This window comes from Ruegeria sp. HKCCA0370 (assembly GCF_013033705.1).
Taxonomy (GTDB): Bacteria; Pseudomonadota; Alphaproteobacteria; order Rhodobacterales; family Rhodobacteraceae; genus Ruegeria.
Window position 1 is genome coordinate 185,773 of the sequence record NZ_WQEP01000005.1, and the last position, 20,726, is coordinate 206,498.

General features: G+C 58.6%; 25 protein-coding genes, 1 tRNA gene and 1 pseudogene. 10 read left to right on the plus strand and 17 right to left on the minus strand.

Annotation, left to right across the window (positions count from 1 at the left end; all coding sequences use genetic code 11):
* The first annotated feature begins 37 nt into the window (after nucleotides 1-37).
* Both nrdR and ribD read left to right on the plus strand, forming a co-directional pair.
* Nucleotides 38-508: a transcriptional regulator NrdR gene (nrdR, locus tag GOW31_RS12720; RefSeq protein WP_117869416.1), complete on the plus strand. Its 471-nt coding sequence runs from the start codon at nucleotides 38-40 to the stop codon at nucleotides 506-508.
* Nucleotides 505-1,605 carry a bifunctional diaminohydroxyphosphoribosylaminopyrimidine deaminase/5-amino-6-(5-phosphoribosylamino)uracil reductase RibD gene (gene ribD / locus GOW31_RS12725; protein WP_171170539.1) on the plus strand — a complete coding sequence of 367 codons (1,101 nt, stop codon included), beginning with the start codon at nucleotides 505-507 and terminating at the stop codon, nucleotides 1,603-1,605. The genes nrdR and ribD overlap by 4 nt, the downstream gene beginning before the upstream one ends.
* A 2-nt stretch (nucleotides 1,606-1,607) precedes the next feature.
* Here the strand turns inward: ribD and GOW31_RS12730 are convergent, their stop codons facing one another.
* The 3 genes from GOW31_RS12730 to GOW31_RS12740 form a co-directional block, all read right to left on the minus strand.
* Nucleotides 1,608-3,608, minus strand: coding sequence for a capsular polysaccharide biosynthesis protein (locus GOW31_RS12730; protein WP_171170540.1), 2,001 nt, complete (start codon nucleotides 3,606-3,608; stop codon nucleotides 1,608-1,610).
* Nucleotides 3,609-3,611: 3 nt separating this feature from the next.
* Entirely contained in the window at nucleotides 3,612-4,721 is a 1,110-nt protein-coding gene (locus GOW31_RS12735; RefSeq protein WP_171170542.1) for a polysaccharide biosynthesis/export family protein, read from the minus strand.
* Nucleotides 4,722-4,798: 77 nt separating this feature from the next.
* Nucleotides 4,799-6,115, minus strand: a complete 1,317-nt coding sequence (locus GOW31_RS12740; protein WP_371813762.1) for a capsule biosynthesis protein — start codon at nucleotides 6,113-6,115, stop codon at nucleotides 4,799-4,801.
* A 150-nt stretch (nucleotides 6,116-6,265) separates the two neighbouring features.
* Between GOW31_RS12740 and GOW31_RS12745 the strand changes: the two genes are divergently transcribed.
* From GOW31_RS12745 to GOW31_RS12765, 5 genes are all read left to right on the plus strand, one after another.
* Nucleotides 6,266-6,853 (plus strand): riboflavin synthase, encoded by a 588-nt coding sequence (locus GOW31_RS12745; RefSeq protein ID WP_171170546.1) that lies wholly within the window; start codon nucleotides 6,266-6,268, stop codon nucleotides 6,851-6,853.
* A 99-nt stretch (nucleotides 6,854-6,952) separates the two neighbouring features.
* Complete coding sequence (ribB, locus tag GOW31_RS12750; protein ID WP_171119533.1) at nucleotides 6,953-8,074, plus strand: 3,4-dihydroxy-2-butanone-4-phosphate synthase; 1,122 nt, start codon at nucleotides 6,953-6,955, stop codon at nucleotides 8,072-8,074.
* Between the two features lie 2 nt (nucleotides 8,075-8,076).
* Nucleotides 8,077-8,628 carry a 6,7-dimethyl-8-ribityllumazine synthase gene (locus tag GOW31_RS12755; RefSeq protein ID WP_171119534.1) on the plus strand — a complete coding sequence of 184 codons (552 nt, stop codon included), beginning with the start codon at nucleotides 8,077-8,079 and terminating at the stop codon, nucleotides 8,626-8,628.
* Nucleotides 8,625-9,107 carry a transcription antitermination factor NusB gene (nusB, locus tag GOW31_RS12760; RefSeq protein WP_171119535.1) on the plus strand — a complete coding sequence of 161 codons (483 nt, stop codon included), beginning with the start codon at nucleotides 8,625-8,627 and terminating at the stop codon, nucleotides 9,105-9,107. The genes GOW31_RS12755 and nusB overlap by 4 nt, the downstream gene beginning before the upstream one ends.
* A gap of 59 nt (nucleotides 9,108-9,166) precedes the next feature.
* Nucleotides 9,167-9,472, plus strand: coding sequence for a hypothetical protein (locus tag GOW31_RS12765; RefSeq protein ID WP_171170548.1), 306 nt, complete (start codon nucleotides 9,167-9,169; stop codon nucleotides 9,470-9,472).
* 214 nt (nucleotides 9,473-9,686) lie between these two features.
* Here GOW31_RS12765 and GOW31_RS12770 read toward each other — a convergent pair whose 3' ends face one another.
* Both GOW31_RS12770 and GOW31_RS12775 read right to left on the minus strand, forming a co-directional pair.
* A complete protein-coding gene (locus GOW31_RS12770) occupies nucleotides 9,687-10,112 on the minus strand; it encodes an SRPBCC domain-containing protein (RefSeq protein ID WP_171170550.1) in 426 nt (141 codons plus the stop codon).
* Nucleotides 10,105-10,428 (minus strand): helix-turn-helix transcriptional regulator, encoded by a 324-nt coding sequence (locus GOW31_RS12775; RefSeq protein WP_171170552.1) that lies wholly within the window; start codon nucleotides 10,426-10,428, stop codon nucleotides 10,105-10,107. The genes GOW31_RS12770 and GOW31_RS12775 overlap by 8 nt, the downstream gene beginning before the upstream one ends.
* 114 nt (nucleotides 10,429-10,542) lie before the next feature.
* On the opposite strand from GOW31_RS12775, the gene GOW31_RS12780 reads away from it, so the two are divergent.
* On the plus strand, nucleotides 10,543-10,974 hold the full coding sequence (locus GOW31_RS12780) for an MmcB family DNA repair protein (protein ID WP_152457561.1): 432 nt from the start codon (nucleotides 10,543-10,545) through the stop codon (nucleotides 10,972-10,974).
* A gap of 2 nt (nucleotides 10,975-10,976) precedes the next feature.
* Here the strand turns inward: GOW31_RS12780 and GOW31_RS12785 are convergent, their stop codons facing one another.
* Complete coding sequence (locus GOW31_RS12785; RefSeq protein WP_152457562.1) at nucleotides 10,977-11,165, minus strand: DUF6324 family protein; 189 nt, start codon at nucleotides 11,163-11,165, stop codon at nucleotides 10,977-10,979.
* A gap of 77 nt (nucleotides 11,166-11,242) precedes the next feature.
* Between GOW31_RS12785 and GOW31_RS12790 the strand changes: the two are divergent.
* Nucleotides 11,243-11,725: pseudogene (locus tag GOW31_RS12790) on the plus strand (N-acetyltransferase family protein).
* A 47-nt stretch (nucleotides 11,726-11,772) separates the two neighbouring features.
* Nucleotides 11,773-11,849: transfer RNA gene (locus tag GOW31_RS12795), tRNA-His, on the plus strand.
* A gap of 94 nt (nucleotides 11,850-11,943) precedes the next feature.
* Here the strand turns inward: GOW31_RS12795 and GOW31_RS12800 are convergent.
* The 11 genes from GOW31_RS12800 to GOW31_RS12850 all read right to left on the minus strand — a co-directional run bounded on the left by GOW31_RS12800 (nucleotide 11,944) and on the right by GOW31_RS12850 (nucleotide 20,661).
* Nucleotides 11,944-12,750 carry an ABC transporter permease gene (locus GOW31_RS12800; protein WP_152457564.1) on the minus strand — a complete coding sequence of 269 codons (807 nt, stop codon included), beginning with the start codon at nucleotides 12,748-12,750 and terminating at the stop codon, nucleotides 11,944-11,946.
* On the minus strand, nucleotides 12,747-13,634 hold the full coding sequence (locus GOW31_RS12805) for an ABC transporter permease (protein ID WP_171170555.1): 888 nt from the start codon (nucleotides 13,632-13,634) through the stop codon (nucleotides 12,747-12,749). Before GOW31_RS12805 ends, GOW31_RS12800 begins: the two co-directional genes overlap by 4 nt.
* 82 nt (nucleotides 13,635-13,716) lie before the next feature.
* Nucleotides 13,717-14,466: a transporter substrate-binding domain-containing protein gene (locus tag GOW31_RS12810; protein ID WP_171170557.1), complete on the minus strand. Its 750-nt coding sequence runs from the start codon at nucleotides 14,464-14,466 to the stop codon at nucleotides 13,717-13,719.
* Between the two features lie 33 nt (nucleotides 14,467-14,499).
* Entirely contained in the window at nucleotides 14,500-15,276 is a 777-nt protein-coding gene (locus GOW31_RS12815; RefSeq protein ID WP_152457567.1) for an ABC transporter ATP-binding protein, read from the minus strand.
* Nucleotides 15,277-15,385: 109 nt separating this feature from the next.
* Nucleotides 15,386-16,144: a phosphate/phosphite/phosphonate ABC transporter substrate-binding protein gene (locus GOW31_RS12820; protein WP_174831921.1), complete on the minus strand. Its 759-nt coding sequence runs from the start codon at nucleotides 16,142-16,144 to the stop codon at nucleotides 15,386-15,388.
* Nucleotides 16,145-16,149: 5 nt separating this feature from the next.
* Nucleotides 16,150-16,587 carry a TerB family tellurite resistance protein gene (locus GOW31_RS12825; protein WP_171119546.1) on the minus strand — a complete coding sequence of 146 codons (438 nt, stop codon included), beginning with the start codon at nucleotides 16,585-16,587 and terminating at the stop codon, nucleotides 16,150-16,152.
* Between the two features lie 20 nt (nucleotides 16,588-16,607).
* A complete protein-coding gene (locus tag GOW31_RS12830) occupies nucleotides 16,608-17,057 on the minus strand; it encodes a TerB family tellurite resistance protein (RefSeq protein WP_152457570.1) in 450 nt (149 codons plus the stop codon).
* Between the two features lie 42 nt (nucleotides 17,058-17,099).
* The gene (locus GOW31_RS12835) at nucleotides 17,100-17,393 is read right to left on the minus strand and encodes a DUF1330 domain-containing protein (RefSeq protein ID WP_152457571.1); all 294 of its coding nucleotides are present in this window, start codon (nucleotides 17,391-17,393) and stop codon (nucleotides 17,100-17,102) included.
* 75 nt (nucleotides 17,394-17,468) lie between these two features.
* Nucleotides 17,469-18,245, minus strand: coding sequence for an isocitrate lyase/phosphoenolpyruvate mutase family protein (locus tag GOW31_RS12840; RefSeq protein ID WP_171170561.1), 777 nt, complete (start codon nucleotides 18,243-18,245; stop codon nucleotides 17,469-17,471).
* A 167-nt stretch (nucleotides 18,246-18,412) separates the two neighbouring features.
* On the minus strand, nucleotides 18,413-18,895 hold the full coding sequence (locus GOW31_RS12845) for a bacterioferritin (protein WP_152457573.1): 483 nt from the start codon (nucleotides 18,893-18,895) through the stop codon (nucleotides 18,413-18,415).
* Between the two features lie 122 nt (nucleotides 18,896-19,017).
* Entirely contained in the window at nucleotides 19,018-20,661 is a 1,644-nt protein-coding gene (locus tag GOW31_RS12850) for a CTP synthase (protein WP_152457574.1), read from the minus strand.
* Nucleotides 20,662-20,726 lie beyond the last annotated feature (65 nt).

Here is a 20,726-nt window from a genome sequence, read left to right on the forward strand (position 1 = left end):
ACAAAAAGAGGCCGAACATGGGACGAGGAGACGGCGGATGCGCTGCCCGTTTTGCGGAAATATCGACACTCAGGTGAAAGATTCACGCCCGGCAGAGGACCACGTGGCAATTCGCCGACGCCGGTTCTGTCCGGCCTGTGGCGGACGGTTCACGACCTACGAACGTGTGCAACTGCGTGATCTGGTTGTCATAAAGACCAATGGTAAACGCGAAGATTTCGATCGCGACAAGCTGGAGCGTTCGATCCGTATCTCGATGCAGAAACGCCCCGTTGATCCCGAACGGATCGATCAGATGATTTCGGGCATCGTGCGCCGTCTGGAAAGCATGGGCGATACGGATATCCCGTCCAACAAGATCGGTGAGATCGTTATGGAAGCTCTGGCGCGGATCGACACTGTCGCCTATGTTCGCTTTGCGAGTGTGTACAAGAATTTCCAGGCGGCCGATGATTTCGAGGAGTTCGTCCACGAACTGCGCCCGCCGCAGCCTTCGACTGACGAGTGAACGAAACAGATAAGCGATTCATGGCGCTTGCCCTGTCTTTGGGGCGGCGCGGTCAGGGGACGTGCTGGCCGAACCCCGCTGTGGGGTGTGTCATCGTTCGTGATGACCGGATCATTGGGCGGGGCTGGACACAGCCGGGTGGCCGCCCTCATGCCGAGACCGAAGCCTTGGCTCAGGCCGGGCAGGGTGCGCGTGGTGCGACCGCCTATGTAACTCTGGAACCCTGTGCCCATCACGGCAAAACGCCACCCTGCGCCGAGGCCTTGATTGCGGCAGGTGTATCCCGCGTTGTGGCCGCTGTCGAAGACAGCGATCCGCGCGTGGCCGGGCAGGGTTTTGCTATGTTGCGCGAGGCGGGGATTGACGTTGTAACTGGCGTTCTTGCGCAACAGGCAGAACGGGATCTGGAAGGCTTTTTCCTCAAGACTGAACAAGGCCGGCCTTTTGTGACGCTGAAGATGGCCAGCAGTTTTGACGGGCGTATCGCAACCTCGACAGGGCACAGTCAATGGATCACCGGACCGCAGGCACGTCGTGTGGTCCATGCCATGCGCGCACGTCACGATGCGGTTATGGTCGGGGCAGGGACGGCGCGCGCCGACGACCCCTCGCTGACCGTTCGGGATCTTGGCGTTGAGCATCAACCCGTCCGCGTCGTGGTGTCCCGCCATATGGATATTCCTCTGATGGGCCAGCTGGCGCGCACAGCCTCAAAGATACCTGTCTGGCTCTGCCATGCGCATCACCCGGATGCAGAACGTGCACAGGCGTGGGAAGGATTGGGGGCAAAGCTGATCCCCTGTGCGTTGAAAGATCATCATATCGATGCGATGGATCTGCTTCAGCAACTGGGTCAGGCCGGTTTGACCAGTGTCTTCTGCGAAGGCGGGGCCGCGCTTGCGGCCTCGCTGCTGGCCGAAGATCTGGTGGACGAGCTGATCGGGTTCACTGCCGGCTTAACCATCGGGGCCGAGGGCCTGGCCGCGGTCGGGACACTAGGTCTGGAAACGCTGGAGGCCGCCCCCAGATTCGAATTGATCGAGACGCAGGCGGTCGGCGGGGATGTATTGCACCGTTGGCGCAGAGCGTCGGAATAACGTCAACGCCAAAGATGAGCGTGCGTTGCGAACACGCCCTGAAGCTTTGACAGAAACCGGTTGAACGGACCGGACGGTGCCGAATACCCCAGCGCCAAGCGTTCAACAGCCACTTCGACAGGGCAGGGTTGTCTGGTGATCGGATCGAAATAGCGTGGATAGTCAATCAAGGTGGCGTGCACCAAACCCATCAGCGACGGCCGTGCACCTCGCCTGACGGGGACGGCATCCAGATCGGTGGTCAGACCCCATCCCGCATAGAAGGGCGCGCCCAGGGTCGTGACCTTCACCCCGCGCAACAATGCCTCGAAACCCAATAGCGATGTCATCGTCCAAACCTCGTCCACCTGCGTCAGCAGCGAGGCGGGGTCAGTTCGGGTCACGACAAGGTCCGCAAGTGACTCTGCGTCTATCTGGCCATCCCGCAACCCGGCTTCGACATCAGGGTGCGGTTTGTAGATCAGGATTGCATCGGGGTTGGCTTCGCGCGCCGTTTTCAGCAAGTCCAGATTGCTGCGCACCGTGTTGGTGCCCAGAAGGATCGAGGCGTCATCTTCAACCTGTCCGGGCACCAGAATTCGGTGCCCATGGGGCAGAACCGGCGCGGATTGGCCCATGTTGTATTTGCTCAAACCATCGGCCAGCAAGCTCTCGACAAGCCGTTCAGCGCGCAATTCCTGATCCGGACGCAATGTTGCGCGCTCGCTGATCAGGTTTTCCAACTGGCTGGGCTTTGTGGGGTCATAGTAGATACCGATTTCGTCGGTTACCAGCGATAGGGGCGGAACAAGCGCCGCCCCAAGTCCGCGGGAACGCAAAAAGCCGTCTTCCACACGAACGGCCCCTTCGCTGTCGCGCGCCTGACTGGCCCAGACCATGTGCGGGCGATCCGAGGCATCAGGCTGTGTGGCCGTAAAGCGCAACTTGCCATGCCGCCCGAAAATCTGTTGCATGTGCCTGCGTTTCCACAGACGCATACCGGCGGCCGTCCAACCGTGCCTGTCCTGCTGCCATGCGCGGGTCTGCGCCTCCAAAATGTCCAGAACCGTTTCCAGTTCGCAGAGCTGATCGCGAAAGGGGTCGTACCAGGTCGGGTAAAGCAGCATCGCGGCCGCGAACAGTTGCGCGCGGGTCAGGTTGCGCTGTCGGCGTTGGACTGGGAATTCATCCTGCGTCAGGCCCCAGCCGGCATAGAACGGTTGGCCGAAAACGCGCGGTTTGTGACCGACCAGAATTGCTTCAAAGCCCAGCTGCGAGGAAAGGGTATAAACCGCAACGGCACCCTCAAGCAGGGGCCAGGGGCTGATCGATTTGTCAAACCACGTGACCCGGTCTGACAGGTCCTGATCGGTGAAATGCCCCTGACGATGACCTGCCATCGTTTCTGGATGTGTCTTGATCAGAATGCGCGCGCCCGGGTTTTCCTCCTGCGCGACCACAAGCATTTCAAGAAAACGGGCACGATCGGCACCGCTTGCCGTGACGGCGGCATCGCCAACCGTCTGGTCGATGACCAGTACATAACCGGGGTCAGGTGCGGCAAGATCGGGGTCAAACGCGGAATACTTGCTGAGGTGCAATTCCCTGACCCGCTCCATCGCCGCGCGTGCGCGGTTCAGCAGCGCGGTGTCGTCCAAGGGATCAGTGTTCAGCAGCTTCTCAAGGTCGGAAGGTTCTGCCACATCGAAATGCGGGCCTGAACGGTCCAGCAAAAGACCCAAGGGCGGTTCACCGGCGCGCCCCGGGTGCAGAGACCTGAGAAAGGCATCCTCGACCCGCAGAACGGGTGCACGGTGTTTTTCGGCGATGCGCAGGCCCCGATACGCGGTCGGGCTGTTGCCCCATATGCCCACGCAATCGCCATCCTTGGGAAGACCCAGACGAATGTCATATCCGGCAAGCGTCAGAATCCGTCTCAGGCGTTTTTGCGTAAGAAACCCGCCGTTGTAGACGAACAGCCGGGTGCGCTCGGCCCCGGCTGCGCTGTCCGGATCGGGTACCATGCATCAGTTGCCGGTCAGCGTGGCGACGTTTGCGATGGGGGTCAGACCACCAGCGATCAGCGAGATCGATTTGCTCCACTGTGCATAGGGTGCTTCGGTCACATAAATCGTATCATCGTCGCGGATCACGAAATCCCGCGCGATGAACAGGCCGTTGGGGGCCGTCAGGTTCAGCAGGTAGATCATGCGTTGATCCCCCTTAAGGTCGGCGCGTCCCGTGATGCTGCGCGCGATGTCCTGGCGCTCTTTTCGCAGAATGAAAATGCCGGTTGGATCAGAGGACAGCGTTAGCAGACCACCGACCTGAGCCAAAGCTTCCAACGCAGTAAGGTCCTGACTGTCAAAGGCCACGCGAGACTGACCCCCGGTCGCGCCGAGAGCTATGTATGATCTGCTGTCTTCTTCCACCAAAATGCGGTCGCCGCCACGCAAAGCGACGTCCAGTTTCGGGTTGCGGAACAGATCTTCGTACCAGACGGTGCCCTTTTGATCCCCTCGGATCAGTGTCACCAGCGCGATATCCGACGCTACTGAGACCCCGCCCGCCTTGGACAGCATGCCAAGCAGGGAACGGGTTGGGCGTTCGATAGGATAGATGCCGGGGGTTGCGACTGTACCCGTCAGCGAGACGGTGGAACCGTCACCCGCAACGCGCCGCACTTCGATCTGTGGGTCGGGTGTCTGTTCCCGCAGCTTGTTCGTGATCAAAACGCGAAGCTGTTCGGGGGTGTTGCCCGCGGCCCGAATCCGACCCGCATAGGGGACGAAAATGAAACCATCGCTGTCGACCTGAACTTCGTCCAGAATGGTCGCCGCACCGGTTTCGCCGGACAGCAACCCATCGTCCACGTTTTCCCATATGGTCAGGCCGAGCACGTCACCAGGGCGGACAGTGTCGGCGGTCAAGGCCTGGGCGCTGCTGAACGAGGACGAAAAGCCAAACTGAGGCACGGCGGATGCAAGGCGTGTCACGCGGTCATCGACTTCGACGACAAACGCGTTGCCGCCATTCTGGACTGCGCCCGCCAGAATTTCGGTCTTGTTCGGCCCGGATTTCGGAAGTTGGCAGGCCGCCATCAAGCCGATTGCGGCCACAAGGGAAACCCCCCGCATCCATCGCTTAGGAGAGAATTGCACTGCCGGATATCCTCAGTCTTTTGTTGTTGCGGGAAGATTAGCCGGTAAGCAGCTCAACTTCCAGTCACAGGGCGCCCGAATTGCTCGACGATTTTCAACTGTGGCGTCGGTGCCTCGTTCTTGTTCAGAAGGGCCTGATAAGGGTCACTGCTGCTGAGCATCATGTCCACAGCGCGGCGCAGCAACTGCCGCCTGCCGCGCCGGGAATAATACCCGCCCGGAACCTGGCTGGTTTCCAGCAGGAATTGCCGGTAACAGCGATAGGCGTCGACATCCGGCGCGTCTGGTTCAGCAAAAAATGCGGCGATCGACTGCTGTGATACGAAGTCGGTCTTGTCATAAACCGAACGTCCGAAAATACGCAGCGGAATACCCCGCCACAAGACCTGCTGCCCCGCAGTGGAATTCACGGTGACGGCCGAATTTGCCTCATCCAGCAAACCTGCCAGCTTTCCGCCGGGGACATAGTAAACACGGTTCTGCACCCCGTGTTTCCTGGCAATCTCAATGGCGCGCAGGTGCAATGGTTCACGGTGGTTTTCCAAAGGGTGCTCTTTCACGACCAGCTTGTGATGCGCCGGTGCGCCTTGCGCGAATCCTGCGATGACCAGTTCCAGAAAATCGGACATGCAAGAGAATTCGGAATGGGCCTGAACCGAACTGTCATGCCCCAGTTGCAGCAACACGAGGTGATAGGGGAAGCCCCCCCATCTGACGCGCGCCGTGGCAATGCTGCGTTGCAGGCGATGAACAGGCATCAGCATCAGGCGTTTGAAATACAACCGGAATTCCTGTGAAACCGACAGATCACGATGAGGCCGGAAATTGCGGTATCCCTTGTTCAGGAACATGACGAACCAATGATAGAGGGCGCCGTAGAATATGTGTTGCCGCATATCCCCCCAATGCGATGGTGGCGGGGGCGTTTTGCTGTCCGACCGGGCCAGAGCCTGCCGCATCTGGTCGACATTCAGTGACATCAGGCGCGAGTGCCCGTTTGACCCGTTCCGCTCGTACGTAACCCACCAAGGCCGCAGGTAACCTTCTTCGAAAACGTGAATTGTCAGCCCTTGAGACTTCGCAATCTCAACTGCGCGGGCGTGGACCGGTCTCGTGTCGCCATAAAGAACGATATCCGTGACGCCCTTGTCGGCAATCAACCTGTTCAATGTCTCGGGCCAATCGCCGGGCGTGTTCCGGAATGCGATGAAACTTGCCTTGTCGAACCAGAACGCCTGATCGCCCGCATTGAACCCAACCCGCCAGACCTGTGCCCCCGTGGCGCGCAACATCTGCCCGAGTGTTGAGAAAAACGGCCCGTGAGGTCCCTGAAGAAACAGGAAGACCCGTTTGTCTGAGCCTGAAGGCATTTGCGGCATCTGGACTGCTCTATTGGTATTTGTTGCCGAAACTATGCCCGTTTGGGCCTTGTACGGCAAGGCGGGGCTTGCCCGCGCGGCCCATTGGGCTTACCTCGACTTTGAAAAGTAGGCACAGGTTAGGAACTGAGGGTTAACGGAATGTTCACAGGGATCGTCACCGACATCGGCACCGTCACCGAGCTGGAACAGCAGGGGGATCTGCGCGCCCGGATCAAGACGGCCTATGACACGGCCGGTATCGATATCGGAGCCTCGATTGCCAGTGATGGTGTGTGTCTGACGGTGATCGCGCTGGGCGACGATTGGTATGATGTTCAGATCAGCGCCGAGACGGTTTCGAAGACCAACCTTGATACATGGGCCGTCGGCAAGCGTGTCAATCTGGAACGTGCGCTGAAAGTCGGCGATGAACTGGGCGGTCACATTGTTTCGGGTCATGTGGATGGCGTGGCCGAAGTGGTCGCGGTCGAGGATGAAGGCGACAGCACGCGTGTCACCTTGCGCGCACCGAAGGAACTGGCCCGGTTCATAGCGCCCAAAGGGTCGGTTGCGCTGAACGGGACATCGCTGACGGTCAATGACGTGAATGATTGCGAGTTTGGCATCAATTTCATCCCTCACACCAAGGAAGTCACGACCTGGGGCGATGTGGGTGTGGGCGATCGCGTCAATCTTGAGATCGATACGCTGGCCCGGTACGTCGCGCGCCTGTCCGAGATGTCCTGATACGTCGCGTCGGAAAACCCCAGCGCCGTTTGTGGACTGGTCTTTGCGCCCTCAGTGGTCTATTCCGCCGAGCAAACCTGCCATGTGAAAGGCTGCCCCATGAGCTTTGAAACCCCCGGACCGGTCGAGGCCCAGTTGCGTGACGCGATCAGCCCGATCGAAGAAATCATCGAAGAGGCGCGCGCCGGCCGGATGTACATTCTGGTCGATCACGAAGATCGCGAGAACGAAGGCGATCTGGTGATCCCGGCCGAGTTTGCGGATGCCGAGGCGATCAACTTCATGGCCACCCACGGGCGCGGTCTGATCTGTTTGCCGATGACGGCGGAACGGATAGATGCGCTGGGGCTGCCGATGATGGCCGTGAACAACTCATCCCGCCACGAGACGGCCTTTACGGTTTCGATTGAGGCGCGCGAAGGTGTCAGCACCGGGATTTCAGCCGCCGACCGGGCGCTGACCGTGGCGACCGCAATCAACGAACAGAACACGATGGCGCATATCGCCACCCCGGGCCATGTCTTCCCGTTGCGGGCAAAGCGGGGCGGGGTGCTGGTGCGCGCAGGCCATACCGAGGCCGCCGTGGATATCTCGCGTCTTGCCGGGCTGAACCCGTCAGGCGTGATCTGCGAGATCATGAATGAAGACGGAACCATGGCGCGCCTGCCGGATCTGGTCGAGTTCGCCAAAAAGCACAACATGAAAATCGGCACGATCAGCGACCTGATCAGCTATCGGGCGCGCAATGACAATCTGGTTGTTGAGACTTCTCGTCAAACAGTCACCTCGGAATACGGCGGTGAGTGGGAAATGCGGATTTTCACCGATCAGACCCACGGCATTGAACATGTTGTCATGATCAAAGGTGACATCACCACGCCCGAGCCGGTTCTGACGCGCACGCACGCCCTGCACGAAGCGCCGGATATCCTGGGGCTTGGTCCGAAATCATCCCGCGAGTTGCCGCGCGCAATGGAAAAGATCGCCGAAGAGGGCCGCGGAGTGGTCTGCCTGTTCCGCCAGCCGCGCAACTCGTTGTATGCGGTCGAAGATGAAGGCCCGCGCACCATCAAGCAAACCGGTCTGGGGGCGCAGATCCTGTCCAAGATGGGGATTCAGGAACTGGTGCTTCTGACCGACTCTCCTGAAACGGTGTATCTTGGGCTGGACGCGTTTGGCCTGTCCATCGTCGGCACCCGCTCGATTCTGAAGGAAGACTGAACATGGCTGAACAAGACAAACACGGAATTCTGCCGACACCCAGCTTCGACAAGCCGGTGAAACTGCTGATCGTGGCCGCTCCGTTCTACCGCTCGATCGCCGACAACCTGATTGCGGGTGCCACGGCCGAGATCGAAGCGGCTGGCGGCACCTGCGAAGTGGTCGAAGTGCCCGGCGCGCTGGAAATTCCCACGGCCATCGCCATGGCCGACCGACAGTGCAACTTTGACGGCTATGTCGCGCTTGGCTGCGTCATCCGCGGTGAGACCACGCATTACGAAACCGTCTGCAACGACTCCAGCCGCGCGATCCAGCTGCTGGGCCTACAGGGGCTGTGCATCGGCAACGGCATCCTGACGGTCGAGAATGACGAGCAGGCCGAAATCCGCGCCAACCCCGAAAAGATGAATAAAGGGGGTGGCGCGGCCGCTGCGGCCTTGCATCTGATCGCGCTCAGCCGTAAGTGGGGCGCTTCGAAAAAGGGCGTCGGATTCAAGCCGCCGTCCGAGTCCATCCTGGTGGCGGGCGACAGCAACGGATCAACGACAGCATGACCCAGACAGACACGCCGAAACCGGCAAACCGGAAACGCCTGATGAAATCCGCCGCACGGCTTTATGCCGTGCAGGCGCTGTTCCAGATGGAACAGTCGGGCCAGACGACCGAGCAGGTGGTCAACGAGTTTCTAGACCACCGGTTCGGCGCGGTCTACGAGGGCGACGAGATGCTTGAGGGCGACAGCACGCTGTTCCGCAAGCTGGTGGATGACGCCGTGAACTATCAGGCGCCGATCGACCAGATGACCGACCGCGCGCTGGTGGCGAAATGGCCGATCGCGCGCATCGACCCGACTCTGCGCGCGCTGTTTCGCGCGGCGGGTGCGGAACTGACCCAAAGCGGCACACCGCCCAAAGTGGTGATCACCGAGTTTGTCGATGTGGCGCGCGCCTTTTTTCCAGAAGGTAAAGAACCAAAATTCGTCAATGCCGTGCTGGATCACATGGCGCGCGAGGCCCAGCCCGAGGCGTTCTGACACGTTTACCTGAACCAGACATGCGCTAGCATTGTTGTCGAAGCGCAAGGAGGTTCGCCATGCCCAAACTGATCCGCCTGTATATTACGCAAGTTGCCTGGGGTTTTGTCATTTCGGCCGTGTTTGTCGGGGTGCTCTTGGCGCTGAACGTCGCGAACCTTCGCCATCTGATCACCGGGTCGGAAATCGGCCTGATCGCGTTGGTGATGATCTGGTTCATGAACGGCATCGTCTTTGCCGGCGTTCAGTTCGCGTACAAGATCATGAGCATGGCGGAAAAGCCGCAGGGGCCGCGTCGGGGAACACCGGTAGCACACAGCTTCGAGCCGGCAACCGTGAAACAGGAAGCCCATGCAGGGCGCTGATATTTCAGGGAAAGTGCGGCGGGACCACCAGTCAACCGTGCGGTTTGATTCCCGAGGACCTGTATGTACAGGTGGGCGCCGGGTAATCAGGCCAGGACCTGAACAGAGCCAGCCCCCTCGGAATTGCTTAAGGCCACCAGAATGCTACCTGTCACAAGAAGGGCAGAACCCGCCACGCGCTTAAGTAGGGTGTCTGACGGGTTCGCGCAAGAGGTCAGGCGTCAACAGTTTCGTGCAATGCCACACGCAACTTGCCGAAATGTTCATCCCATCCTTTGTCCAGGGCCAGGATCAGATCAAATGCTGCGACGCCTTGCGGCAATCCTTCGTGCACAAGCTCAAGACGTGTGCCGCCCGAGACCGGCTCCAATGTCCATTTGACCACGCTTACAGCGTCTCCCATCGGTTTGACGGTGAAGGTGTGTTCAAGATATTTTGGGGGGCGGGCGACACGGACCTCTCCCCAGATCAGCAAGTCGCCGCTTGTCGTGCCGAACATCTCAAGCTTCTGACCTTCTGCCAGTGTTCTTTCAGGTTTGTGGAACCATTCCGCCAAATGCTCAGGTTCCGTCAGATAGGCCCAAACGGTTTCCGGTTCCGCCCTGAGGAAAATCGATTTCTTCAATACGGCATCAGTCATTTTGTTTCCTTTCAATGGCTTCCTTGAGAGAGTTGAGGCGATCGTCCCAGAACTGGTCAAAAAAGCTGAGCCAGTCGAGCACTGGGGCCATACCCTGTGGTTCAAGTCGATTGATGCGTTCCCGGCCGCGCGCTTCGACTGTGATCAACCCACCGTCGGACAGAATCGTCAGGTGTTTTTTGACCGCAGCGCGGGTCATGTCGAACCGGTCCGTCAACTGCCCGATCGTCATGTCCTGTGACGAGAGCAGTCGCACGATGTTCCGGCGTGTGGGATCGGCCAGCGCGCGAAACGCGTTTTGAGTTTGGTTCTCCATAAGCAACCCCAGAAATAGTACCTTTTGGTGTCATATTAATGTAATACCAAAAGGTACTATGTCAAGACGCAAAGGCACTTTACTTTTGTTCGCTAATTGTTCACATTTTCAGCTATGACTTTGGATCTGCAACCTGGACAGAGACTGGCACGTGGGGTCGCGCGGCATCTTGCGGCGCATGGCTTTGTTTCCGTGGAGGAATTCGTGCCTGCGCGCGGGTTGCGCGTTGACGTGATGGGGCTGGGGCCAAAGGGTGAGTTGTGGGTGATTGAATGCAAATCCAGCCGTGCCGATTATCAGTCGGATTCGAAATGGCAGGGCTATTTGGAATGGTGTGACCGGTTCTTTTGGGCCGTCGACACGGAATTCCCGACCGATCTGTTGCCTGATGAAACAGGCCTGATCATCGCCGATGCCTATGATGCGGAAATCGTGCGCATGGCGCCCGAGGACAAAATCGCACCGGCGCGGCGCAAGAAGATGATCCAGAAATTTGCAACGGATGCCGCGCGCCGTTTACACGCGCTTCGGGATCCCAGGCTGTAAGGTCAGCCTTTGACCGCAAGGGCGGCTTGTACCGCAGCGCGAATTTCGTCGGCGATTTCTTCTGCTTCTTCCGGGTCAAAATCCATCGGTATTTCGATGCCGTCAGCTTCGATGAACAGGCGGACCATACCCTGATCGGTCGGACCGATTTGCAGGTTTGCCTGAATGTCGCGTTCGGTATTGATGCCCATATGTGCCTCCGAGACTGAGCGTTCCTGCTAGCGCGCACGGGGTTGAGAATCAAGTCACCTTTGCGGTCAGATGAGATATGGAAGACGCCGTTCTCAGACCCTTTCACCCCGATGACGCCGCGTGGCTGGTTGAACAGCACGGTCTGCTTTATGCGCGCGACGAAGGGTTTGATGACAGCTTTGCGCCCCTGGTGGCCAACATCCTTGACGACTTCATCGCCAACAGTGACCCCGAGCTTGAAAGAGGCTGGATCGCCGAGCAGGACGGGCAGCGTTTGGGCAGTATTTTCTGCGTTGCTGTTGACCGGAATACCGCCAAGTTGCGGCTGTTTCTGCTTGTCCCGAAAGCACGAGGGCTGGGGCTGGGAAAGCGCCTGCTGCAAGCATGTACTGCCTTCGCACGCGGGGCAGGATAGAAAGAAATGGTTCTGTGGACGCACGAAAGCCATACCGCCGCCTGCGCACTTTACAAGGCGTCCGGCTGGGAATTGACAGACAGCAAAGCGGTGCATTCCTTCGGTGTCGATCTTGTCGAACAAAGCTGGAAAATTCGGCTTTAATGCTCTTGCATTCCGCGGGCGTGTTCGGTACATCGCCCCTCACGAGTGCCGCCTTAGCTCAGTTGGTTAGAGCGCTGGATTGTGGATCCAGAGGTCCCCTGTTCAAGCCAGGGAGGCGGTACCACTTCTCCCCTTTTGAATGTGCTGTAAAGCGCGCGGGCGCGCGGTGATTGGCGTTGATTTGGTTTGGTGTCCAGACGTGACTGGCGCGCCGAAACTCAGCGCGCCAGGTTCAGTTTGAACCGCATCTTGGCCCGTTTTGCGACCGGCAGGTGCCGGTTCAGGCGTTTATTGATCAGGCCAAAGCCCCCGACAATCACCAGCGTCAGCAGGATGAAATAGAACGCCAGTATCGGGTATGGGATGAACGGGTTGAACGTCTTGTCTGCAAAGTAACTGGCGTAATACAGGGCGTCTCCGCGTTGCTGCCATGCCGGGAAGGCTGAAAAGAAGACCAGCGTTGTTGCGTGGAAAAGAAAGATCGCTTCGTTTGTGTAGGCAGGCCAGGCAAGCCGCAACATGGTGGGCCAGACGATCCGGCGAAAACGGGCCCAGCCTGACATGCCATAGGCATCTGCGGCTTCGATATCGCCCTTGGGAATGGACCTTAGCGCTCCGTAAAAGATCTCGCCCGAATAGGCTGCGGTGTTGAGGAACAGCACGATCAGCGCCCCCAGCCAGGCTGAGGTGAAGGCGTCGAACATCGGGTTGGATTTCTTCAGCGACAGGAACAGGAAATAGGCGAAGAAAAACTGGATAAACAAGGGCGAGCCGCGAAACAGGAAAATGAACCATTCCGAAGGCTTGCGAAGCCATTTGTTTGCTGACGCCTTGCCGACGGCCAGGGCCGTGGCCAGAAAAAAGCCGGTCGCCAGCGCCATGATCCCGAAATAGACATTCCAGATCATCCCCGACCCGATCAGCGTGAACTGTTCGCACAGGGTGAAGTCACTTTTGGGCAGTAGTCGCTCGCCGATACCCAGGGACCGCAGGCCGTAATCTTGAATCGTCTGCAAGCAGCTCATGCCGTGGTCTCCTTGCGCAGAAGCTCACCGCCGGACGTGGCCTGCCCGTGGGACAGTTTCCGCATCAGCTTTTCAAGCCCAAGTTCAGATACGCGCGTCATGCCGAGGTAGAAGACAAGCAGGAACAGGAAGTACCACATGCGCCAGTCGCCATGCGGATACTGGGTGAACTTGGACGTCTTGGTGCCGCCAAGTTCGCGGGCCCAATAGACGATGTCTTCGATCCCCAGCAGGAACAGCAGCGGAGTGGCCTTGATGAGAACCATCCAAAGATTCGACAGGCCGGGCAGGGCATAGACCCACATCTGCGGCACAAGGATGCGCCAGAAGGTCTGACGACGGGACATGCCATATGCTTCGGCGGTTTCAAGCTGCGCGTGGGGCACGGCGCGCATTCCACCAAACAAAACGTTTGCCGCAAACGCCCCGAAAACAATTGAGAAGGTAACGACGGCCAGGAAAAAGCCGTAGGTTTCATGCACCCATTCCGGTGCGGTCCCCAATGGCAGCTTGGCCGCCTGACAGACGATAAAGTCATTTCCCTGCCGGATCGGGTCGGTCCATTCGGGGCACAATATCTTGTGCCGCGTCCATTCGAATGCCTGATCCAAGGCTATCACGAAAAACAGGAAGAAAGCGATGTCCGGAACACCACGCACGATGGCAATATACCCTTTGCCCAGCCAGCTCAGCGGCGGGAAATGTGATCGGGCGGCCATTGCGCCAACAAAACCAAACGCCAATGCGACCGGCGCGGTCACCGCCAGCAATCCCAACACCTTGAGGAACGACAGGTAGAAGGACCAGTGCACGCCGTTGGTCAGGTAGCAGGAGAACCAGCGGAACGTTCCAAGCGTGTCAGGGTCAGCGCAATAGGAAAACATGAAGCGTCTTTCGAGCGTCGTACCCGGTTATTCCACCGGGCAGGGTTCGGCGCGATGGACGCGCCGAACCGCTTGATACGGATTAGTTTGTAACGACCGAACCGTCAGCGTTGTAGGTCGGAACGCCTTCGCCGAACCACTTGATGATCAGTTCGTTCAACGAACCGTCCGCTTTCATTGAGGTGATCGCCTCGTCGAACTTTCCGCGCAGTTCGCCATCCGACTCACGGATGCCCAGCCCGATGCCACCGCCCAGCGGAACGTCATCACCCACGAAGACCAGCTCTCCGGCGGATTCCTCAACGATCGGCACCAGGAAGTCCTTGTCGGCAAACACGGCATCGGCTTCACCGTTGCGGACGGCTGCGATGGTTTCTTCCGGAGTTGCAAACTCGACCAGAGTCGCGCCCGACTCGGCTACGTGGCCTGCTTGAATGGTGGCGGTCTGTGCGGCAACGACGCCGGTGGTGACATCAACATCCGCAGACGCACCGACATAGGCCGAGGCCGCAGGCGGGAAGTAGTTCTGGGTGAAGTCGATGACTTCGTCACGTTCGTCGGTGATCGACATACCCGCGATGATGGTGTCGTAGTTGCCCGAGACCAGGTTCGGAATGATCGAATCCCAGTCGTTCTTGACCCATTCACATTCCAGGTTTGCGCGCTTGCACAGTTCGTCGCCGACTTCACGCTCAAAGCCGTCGATTTCGCCCGCATCATTGATGAAGTTGTACGGAGGGTAGGCGCCCTCGGTTCCCATGCGGACCGTGTCGGCCATGGCGATACCGGCGGTCAGCGCCAGTGCGGCAGTGGACAGAATCAGATTTTTCATTGGTTGCTCCCCAGTTTGGTTCTGTTTTTGAAGTTAAGCCGCCTGAGTGGCGGAGAGAAAACCCCGAAGCCGTTCGGATTCAGGAGATGTGAAGATATCTTCGGGCGTGCCTTCTTCCTCGATCAGGCCCTGGTGCAGGAACACCACGTGGCTTGAAATGTCGGCGGCCATTTTCATGTCATGCGTCACGATGATCATGGTACGCCCTTCGGCGGCCAGGTCCTTGATCACCTTGATCACTTCCTGCTCCAGTTCAGGGTCCAAAGCCGAAGTCGGTTCATCAAACAGCAGGGCTTCGGGTTCCATGCACAGGCCGCGGGCGATGGCGGCGCGCTGTTGCTGCCCGCCGGACAATTGCGCCGGATAGGCGTCGCATTTGTCGCCGATGCCAACCTTATCCAGATACTTGCGCGCGCTCTCTTCCACCTCGGCCCTGTCGCGCCCCAGAACGGTCACGGGGGCTTCCATCACATTTTGCAGGATGGTCATATGCGCCCAAAGATTGAACTGTTGAAACACCATCGACAGGTTGGTGCGTATGCGCAGAACCTGTTTGGAGTCGGCGGGGCGGCGCCCGTGGCTTTCCCCGGACCATTTCACAGGCTCACCCTTGAAAAGGATTTCTCCTTGCTGGCTGTCTTCCAGAAGATTGCAGCATCGCAGAAGCGTCGACTTGCCGGACCCGGACGACCCAATCAGTGATACCACGTCACCGCGATGTGCCGTGATATCGACCCCCTTCAACACTTCAAGATTTCCGAAGCTTTTGTGAAGGTCTTTGATTTCGATAACGGGTGCAGTTTCTGTCACGGGCAGTCCAGTGGTTGGTGGTGTTGGTCCGGTACTAGGACCGAAAAAAAAGGTCAATGCAATGTGCAAATGACAGAATCAAGCGGAGAAACACCCAAATTGGCCAAAATCAGTCGACAAATTGGGCAGTCGTTGATCCGCCGTCTTTGGGGGGCGCTGGAGTGGGGACAGCCAAGTAGTGCGCCGCGGGAATATCGATCAACCCGCGTATATGCAGCAATCGTTGATCGTCGTCGCAAAGCTGGTCAATCGCGGCCCGAACAGCGCCTGCAACGACCTGCGGATTCTGACCCATCGATGTGATGTAGGGCAGGGTCGGAGTCGGAGTCGTTCTTGCCAGTTCGCGCAGTTTGGTCCCCAAATTGCTATGTTGTTGCAGCATCAGCCACGTCAGCATGTCCAGTGCGGCAAAGTCCGCTTTGCCATCTGCGACGGCTTGGGCAGACAGCGCATGCCCGCCGGTTTCCAACAGTCCGGCGGGGTGCAGGTTTGCTTGGGTCATATGTGTGATCGGGGCTGCCCAGCCGGATTGGGACAGGCTCTCATTATACGCGAACACGCCTGTGCTCAGCCCCGCCAGATCCCGGTCGTCGTCATTCCGAGACACAAAGACCGAGCAATAGTATCCGGGGGGACATCCGGGCAGGCCATAGTCCGGGGTGCCAACCAGTTGCACGTGACCATGCAATCGGGTTCGAAACGGCATGCCACAGGTTTGTGCCAGAATCAGTTTTGGGTCCCGCCAGACCGTCCACACGTCTTTGTCGCGGGTAAGGTGTTCCGGGCCTGATCCAAGTTGGGCGCGAATCAGGTTCCATAACCTGTCATTGGCGGCTTGCAGGGCAGGCATGTCATACATGCCCAGCATGGCAATCACGATTTTGCAGCCTTTTGCCGTGCCAAAGCGGAATCCACGTCACTTACGCCTAGAAGACTGACCACCAGACGCAGCAGCGAATCTTCCTCGCTTGTGCGGTGCCCATCGGCCAACGCCACGGACCACAGTGCCTGAACGACCGCAAGCCGATCTTCATAGGCAACCGCCTCTTTGATGGCTCGGGTAAAGCGGACGGTGTCCGGGGCCTCGGCCTCAAGATCTTCAGCGCGGGCGCGCAGGGCGGCGCTTTCGAACGGCGACAGGCCATAGCGTTGCGCCGAAATTCGGTCGATACGGGCCATTTCGGTATCGGAATAGTCATTGTCGGACCGTGCCAGACGCACCAGCAGGGCCGTCAGGGCTAGGCGGGCGTCATCGTCGACAAGAGGATCGGGCTGAGGCTGCGTGAGCCTGGAAAGAAATTCACTGAACATGCGTTAGATATAGCGAGCGACTAACTCACATCCAAGCGGCTTTGAACGCGTTCACGCGCAGCCTTGCTGTCGTTAAAGCTCAACCCCATGGCAACGCGGGCTTCCTCGACGATTTTCACCTCGCCTTCGTCGGTGTTTCCATCTGCCAGGACAACTTCCCATAGCGCATCCAGAGCGGCCAGGCGTTCCTTCAGATCCGTGGTCTCACGGATCAGCTTGCCGAAGGTATCGGTATCCGGTGCTGCCGCGTGAAGCTTTTCGCATGTGGCGCGCACCTTGGCTGCTTCGATCGCGTTGTGCTGGTAAAGACGGGCCAGGATTTTGTCGATCAGGCGGATCTCTTCCAGCTTGTAGTCCCGATCAGCCTGCGCCACGCGCACCATGAGCGCCCCCAGAGCAAGTTCGGCATCCGGGTCCGGAAGATGTTCATGCTGGGGCGGTCTGAGCGCCTGAAGGAACTTTTTCAACATGGCAATAGATTATTCCATATTTTGTGGTGCGCCAAGCTTAGTCTACCCGTCATAGCCCTGAATGATCACAAGATCGCCCATCGATACCGGGGCGCGCAGTGCTTTGGCTTTCTGGTATGCTTCGCTTTCGTAACAGGCAAGCGCATCCTCATAGCTGGGAAATTCGATCACGACGGTCCGGGCGCGCGCTGCGCCTTCCTTAACTTCGCGCTTTCCTCCGCGCGTCAGAAAGCGCGCACCATAAGCTGCAAAGGGTTCCGCATTTGCAGCAATGTAGGTCTTGTACGTGTCCATGTCGTCCACATCGACATGTGCAACCCAATAGCCTTTCATCAGGCTTGCCTCCTGTTCAGTTTCAAAAGCAGGGTGGTGAGAAGTGGCGGCAATTGCAATCCCACAACTTCAGGGTGATCAGTTGCGGTAGTGAATAGCGGCGTGCGCCTGATCTGTTAACCACTTGATCATCTGACGATAAGGAACCGGACCATAGCTGACGCGCGCAACCCCCAGTTCAGCCAGACGCGGTGTGCCAGGGGTGCCGGGCAGGGCGATGATGTTGACCGGCAGATTCGTACGCTCGCACAGACGGCTGATCATCGCCTCGTCTTTCAGCCCCGGAGCAAAAAAACCGCTGGCGCCCGCAGCCTCATAGGCCGAAGCACGCGCAATGGCGTCGTTCAGCATGGCCTCATCATGTGTTTCTGCCGGGGCTTTCAGGAAAATGTCGGTTCTTGCGTTGACATAGGCAGGTATGCCCGCGTCTTCGCAGGCCGCGCGCATGGCTTCGACGCGTTTGGCCTGAACCGCTGTATCGTACAGCCCGTCACCGCCGATGATCTGATCTTCGAAGTTGAAACCAACCACGCCGCAATCCAGCGCACGCTTGACGTTTTGTGCAATGCCCTGTGGATCTTCGGCATATGCCCCTTCGAAATCCAGTGTCACCGGAAGATCAACCGCTGCAACGATGCGGCGCGCATTGTCCAATGCGGCCTCAAGCGGGATGTTCTGACCGTCGCCAAAACCCTGTGCCATGGCAACAGGTGCACTGCCGGTTGCAATGGCTTGCGCGCCTGCATCCCGCACCGCGCCGGCACTGCCAGCATCCCAGATGTTGAACAGAATGACGGGGTCGCCCTTTTTGTGAAGGCTGGTAAAGGTCTTCGCGCGTTGGGATTGATCGCTCATCGGGGCTCTCCTGTCGTGGTGTGATCAACAGTTAACCCCATGAGGGCAGACCGAGTAGAGGTTTTTTGCTCGGCAGCGTCACATTGAAGTGACGGAAGCCGCATGGCCCGGTCCATGGCAAGATGGTCCGGGCCATGCTGGTGCATGGGCAAGCGGCGGTGCGTGCCTCAGGCTTCTTCTGCCGCGCCGGATACGAATTTTGCGCTGAAGTTGGCCTCACCCAAACGCTTCAACAGGTTCAGCTGAGTGTCCAGCCAGTCCTTATGGCCTTCTTCTTCCAGCAAGATGCGTTCGAACAGGGTCCTTGACCCGACATCGCCGACCTCGGCGGCCTGCAACGCGGCCTTGGTATAGAAGTCGACCGCCTCGGTTTCATCCTTCAGGTCCGCGGCAAACATGTCTTCCAGAGACCCCGCGGCGACTGGGCTTTTCTGAAACGCAAGCTCGGGCACGCCGCCAAGGAACAGGATACGCTCGATGAACGCGTCGGAGTGACCCAATTCTTCCTGCATTTCAGCGCGCATTTTTTCGGCAAGGATGTCCAGCCCCCAGTCCTCCAGCACATGGGCATGCAGCTGATACTGGTGCGCCGCCGTCAGCTCCATATGAAGCGCTTGCTGGAGGTTGGTAATCGTTGTTGCGTTGCTCATCGGAAATCTCCTGAAACTCTGAACGGCATTGAGCCTGCGAAGCAGAAATTCTGCCTGCACATACAGTTAAGAGATCAGCCCGCACAAAACAACGCGGGGTGACAGTCCGACACAGCCCAGGGTCAGACCAGGCGAGAAGTGTCTTTCGCAGCGCGTACGAAATCGCGGAACAGGGGATGCGGGTCGAACGGTTTGGACTTAAGTTCCGGGTGGTACTGCACGCCGATGAACCATGGGTGATCCGACCATTCCACGATCTCGGGCAGGCGTCCGTCCGGCGACATGCCCGAGAAGTTGAGCCCGGCCTTTTCAAGCTGCTCACGGTACTTGATGTCCACTTCATAGCGGTGACGGTGGCGCTCTTCGATCTGTGTGCCGCCATAAACTTCAGCGACTTTCGATCCCTCTGCCAGCACCGCATTGTAAGCGCCCAGGCGCATGGTGCCGCCCTTGTCGTCACCGACCTTGCGTTCGACCTTGTGATTGCCCTGCACCCATTCCTTCAGATGGTACACGACAGGTTCAAAACGTTTCTTCCCGGCTTCGTGGTCGAATTCTTCCGAACCAGCTTCCTTGATGCCAGCCGCATTTCGGGCGGCCTCGATCACGGCCATCTGCATCCCAAGGCAGATGCCCAGATAGGGGACTTTGTGCTCGCGCGCATATTGCGCGGCCTTGATTTTGCCCTCTGTGCCACGTTCGCCAAAGCCTCCGGGGACGAGGATGGCGTGGAAACCTTCAAGATAGGGTGCGACGTCTTCGTTGTCGAACACCTCGGCGTCAACCCATTCGACCTTGACCTTGACCCGGTTGGCCATGCCGCCATGGGTCAGCGCCTCGGCTATCGATTTATAGGCGTCTTCAAGCTGCGTATACTTGCCTACGATGGCGACCTTCACTTCACCCTCGGCGTTGTGGATGCGGTCGCTGACGTCTTCCCATTTTGCCAGATCAGGTTTGGGCGCAGGGCTGATCTGGAACGCGTCCAGAACGGCCTGATCCAGACCTTCGCGGTGATAGGCCAGCGGCGCGTCATAGATGGTGCTCAGGTCCTGCGCTGCGATCACACTGTCGGGGCGCACGTTGCAGAACAGCGCCAGTTTCTCGCGCTCTTTGGTCGGGATCGGCCCTTCCGAGCGGCAAACCAGAATATCGGGTGCCAGACCGATCGAGCGCAGTTCCTTCACCGAGTGCTGAGTCGGTTTGGTTTTCAGCTCGCCCGAGGCCTTGATATAAGGCAGCAGCGTCAGGTGCATGAAAATGCACTGCCCGCGCGGCTTGTCCTGACTGAACTGGCGGATCGCCTCGAAAAACGGTAGACCCTCGATATCGCCCACGGTGCCACCGATTTCGCACAGCATGAAATCAACCTCATCCTCGCCGATGGCGATGAAATCCTTGATCTCGTTGGTGACGTGCGGGATCACCTGAATGGTCTTACCCAGATAGTCCCCGCGGCGTTCCTTTTCGAGCACGTTGGAATAGATCCGCCCCGAACTGACCGAGTCGGTCTTGCGCGCAGCCACGCCGGTGAACCGTTCGTAATGGCCCAGGTCCAGATCAGTTTCGGCCCCGTCATCGGTGACGAATACTTCGCCGTGCTCAAACGGCGACATCGTCCCCGGATCGACGTTCAGATAGGGGTCCAGCTTGCGCAGCCGTACCGAGTATCCCCGGGCCTGCAACAAGGCGCCCAACGCCGCCGAAGCCAGTCCTTTGCCCAAGGACGAAACCACACCACCAGTGATGAATATAAAACGCGCCATAGTTTTTCGGCTGCTCCCGTGAGACGTCATTATCAGCTGCCCGACGGTTTCGAAAAACCGCTGCA

Coding starts and splice junctions, on each gene's coding strand:
- GOW31_RS12765 (WP_171170548.1), top strand. CDS start 9,167: ATGCCCAAACTGATCCGCCTGTATATTACGCAAGTTGCCTGGGGTTTT.
- ribB (WP_171119533.1), top strand. CDS start 6,953: ATGAGCTTTGAAACCCCCGGACCGGTCGAGGCCCAGTTGCGTGACGCG.
- nrdR (WP_117869416.1), top strand. CDS start 38: ATGCGCTGCCCGTTTTGCGGAAATATCGACACTCAGGTGAAAGATTCA.
- GOW31_RS12730 (WP_171170540.1), bottom strand. CDS start 3,608: ATGGTACCCGATCCGGACAGCGCAGCCGGGGCCGAGCGCACCCGGCTG.
- GOW31_RS12740 (WP_371813762.1), bottom strand. CDS start 6,115: ATGCCTTCAGGCTCAGACAAACGGGTCTTCCTGTTTCTTCAGGGACCT.
- GOW31_RS12770 (WP_171170550.1), bottom strand. CDS start 10,112: ATGACTGATGCCGTATTGAAGAAATCGATTTTCCTCAGGGCGGAACCG.
- GOW31_RS12780 (WP_152457561.1), top strand. CDS start 10,543: ATGACTTTGGATCTGCAACCTGGACAGAGACTGGCACGTGGGGTCGCG.
- GOW31_RS12845 (WP_152457573.1), bottom strand. CDS start 18,895: ATGAGCAACGCAACAACGATTACCAACCTCCAGCAAGCGCTTCATATG.
- GOW31_RS12820 (WP_174831921.1), bottom strand. CDS start 16,144: ATGCTGGGCATGTATGACATGCCTGCCCTGCAAGCCGCCAATGACAGG.
- GOW31_RS12775 (WP_171170552.1), bottom strand. CDS start 10,428: ATGGAGAACCAAACTCAAAACGCGTTTCGCGCGCTGGCCGATCCCACA.
- GOW31_RS12840 (WP_171170561.1), bottom strand. CDS start 18,245: ATGAGCGATCAATCCCAACGCGCGAAGACCTTTACCAGCCTTCACAAA.
- GOW31_RS12785 (WP_152457562.1), bottom strand. CDS start 11,165: ATGGGCATCAATACCGAACGCGACATTCAGGCAAACCTGCAAATCGGT.
- GOW31_RS12830 (WP_152457570.1), bottom strand. CDS start 17,057: ATGTTGAAAAAGTTCCTTCAGGCGCTCAGACCGCCCCAGCATGAACAT.
- nusB (WP_171119535.1), top strand. CDS start 8,625: ATGACCCAGACAGACACGCCGAAACCGGCAAACCGGAAACGCCTGATG.
- GOW31_RS12810 (WP_171170557.1), bottom strand. CDS start 14,466: ATGAAAAATCTGATTCTGTCCACTGCCGCACTGGCGCTGACCGCCGGT.
- GOW31_RS12850 (WP_152457574.1), bottom strand. CDS start 20,661: ATGGCGCGTTTTATATTCATCACTGGTGGTGTGGTTTCGTCCTTGGGC.
- GOW31_RS12755 (WP_171119534.1), top strand. CDS start 8,077: ATGGCTGAACAAGACAAACACGGAATTCTGCCGACACCCAGCTTCGAC.
- GOW31_RS12745 (WP_171170546.1), top strand. CDS start 6,266: ATGTTCACAGGGATCGTCACCGACATCGGCACCGTCACCGAGCTGGAA.
- GOW31_RS12800 (WP_152457564.1), bottom strand. CDS start 12,750: ATGAGCTGCTTGCAGACGATTCAAGATTACGGCCTGCGGTCCCTGGGT.
- GOW31_RS12805 (WP_171170555.1), bottom strand. CDS start 13,634: ATGTTTTCCTATTGCGCTGACCCTGACACGCTTGGAACGTTCCGCTGG.
- GOW31_RS12735 (WP_171170542.1), bottom strand. CDS start 4,721: ATGCGGGGGGTTTCCCTTGTGGCCGCAATCGGCTTGATGGCGGCCTGC.
- GOW31_RS12825 (WP_171119546.1), bottom strand. CDS start 16,587: ATGTTCAGTGAATTTCTTTCCAGGCTCACGCAGCCTCAGCCCGATCCT.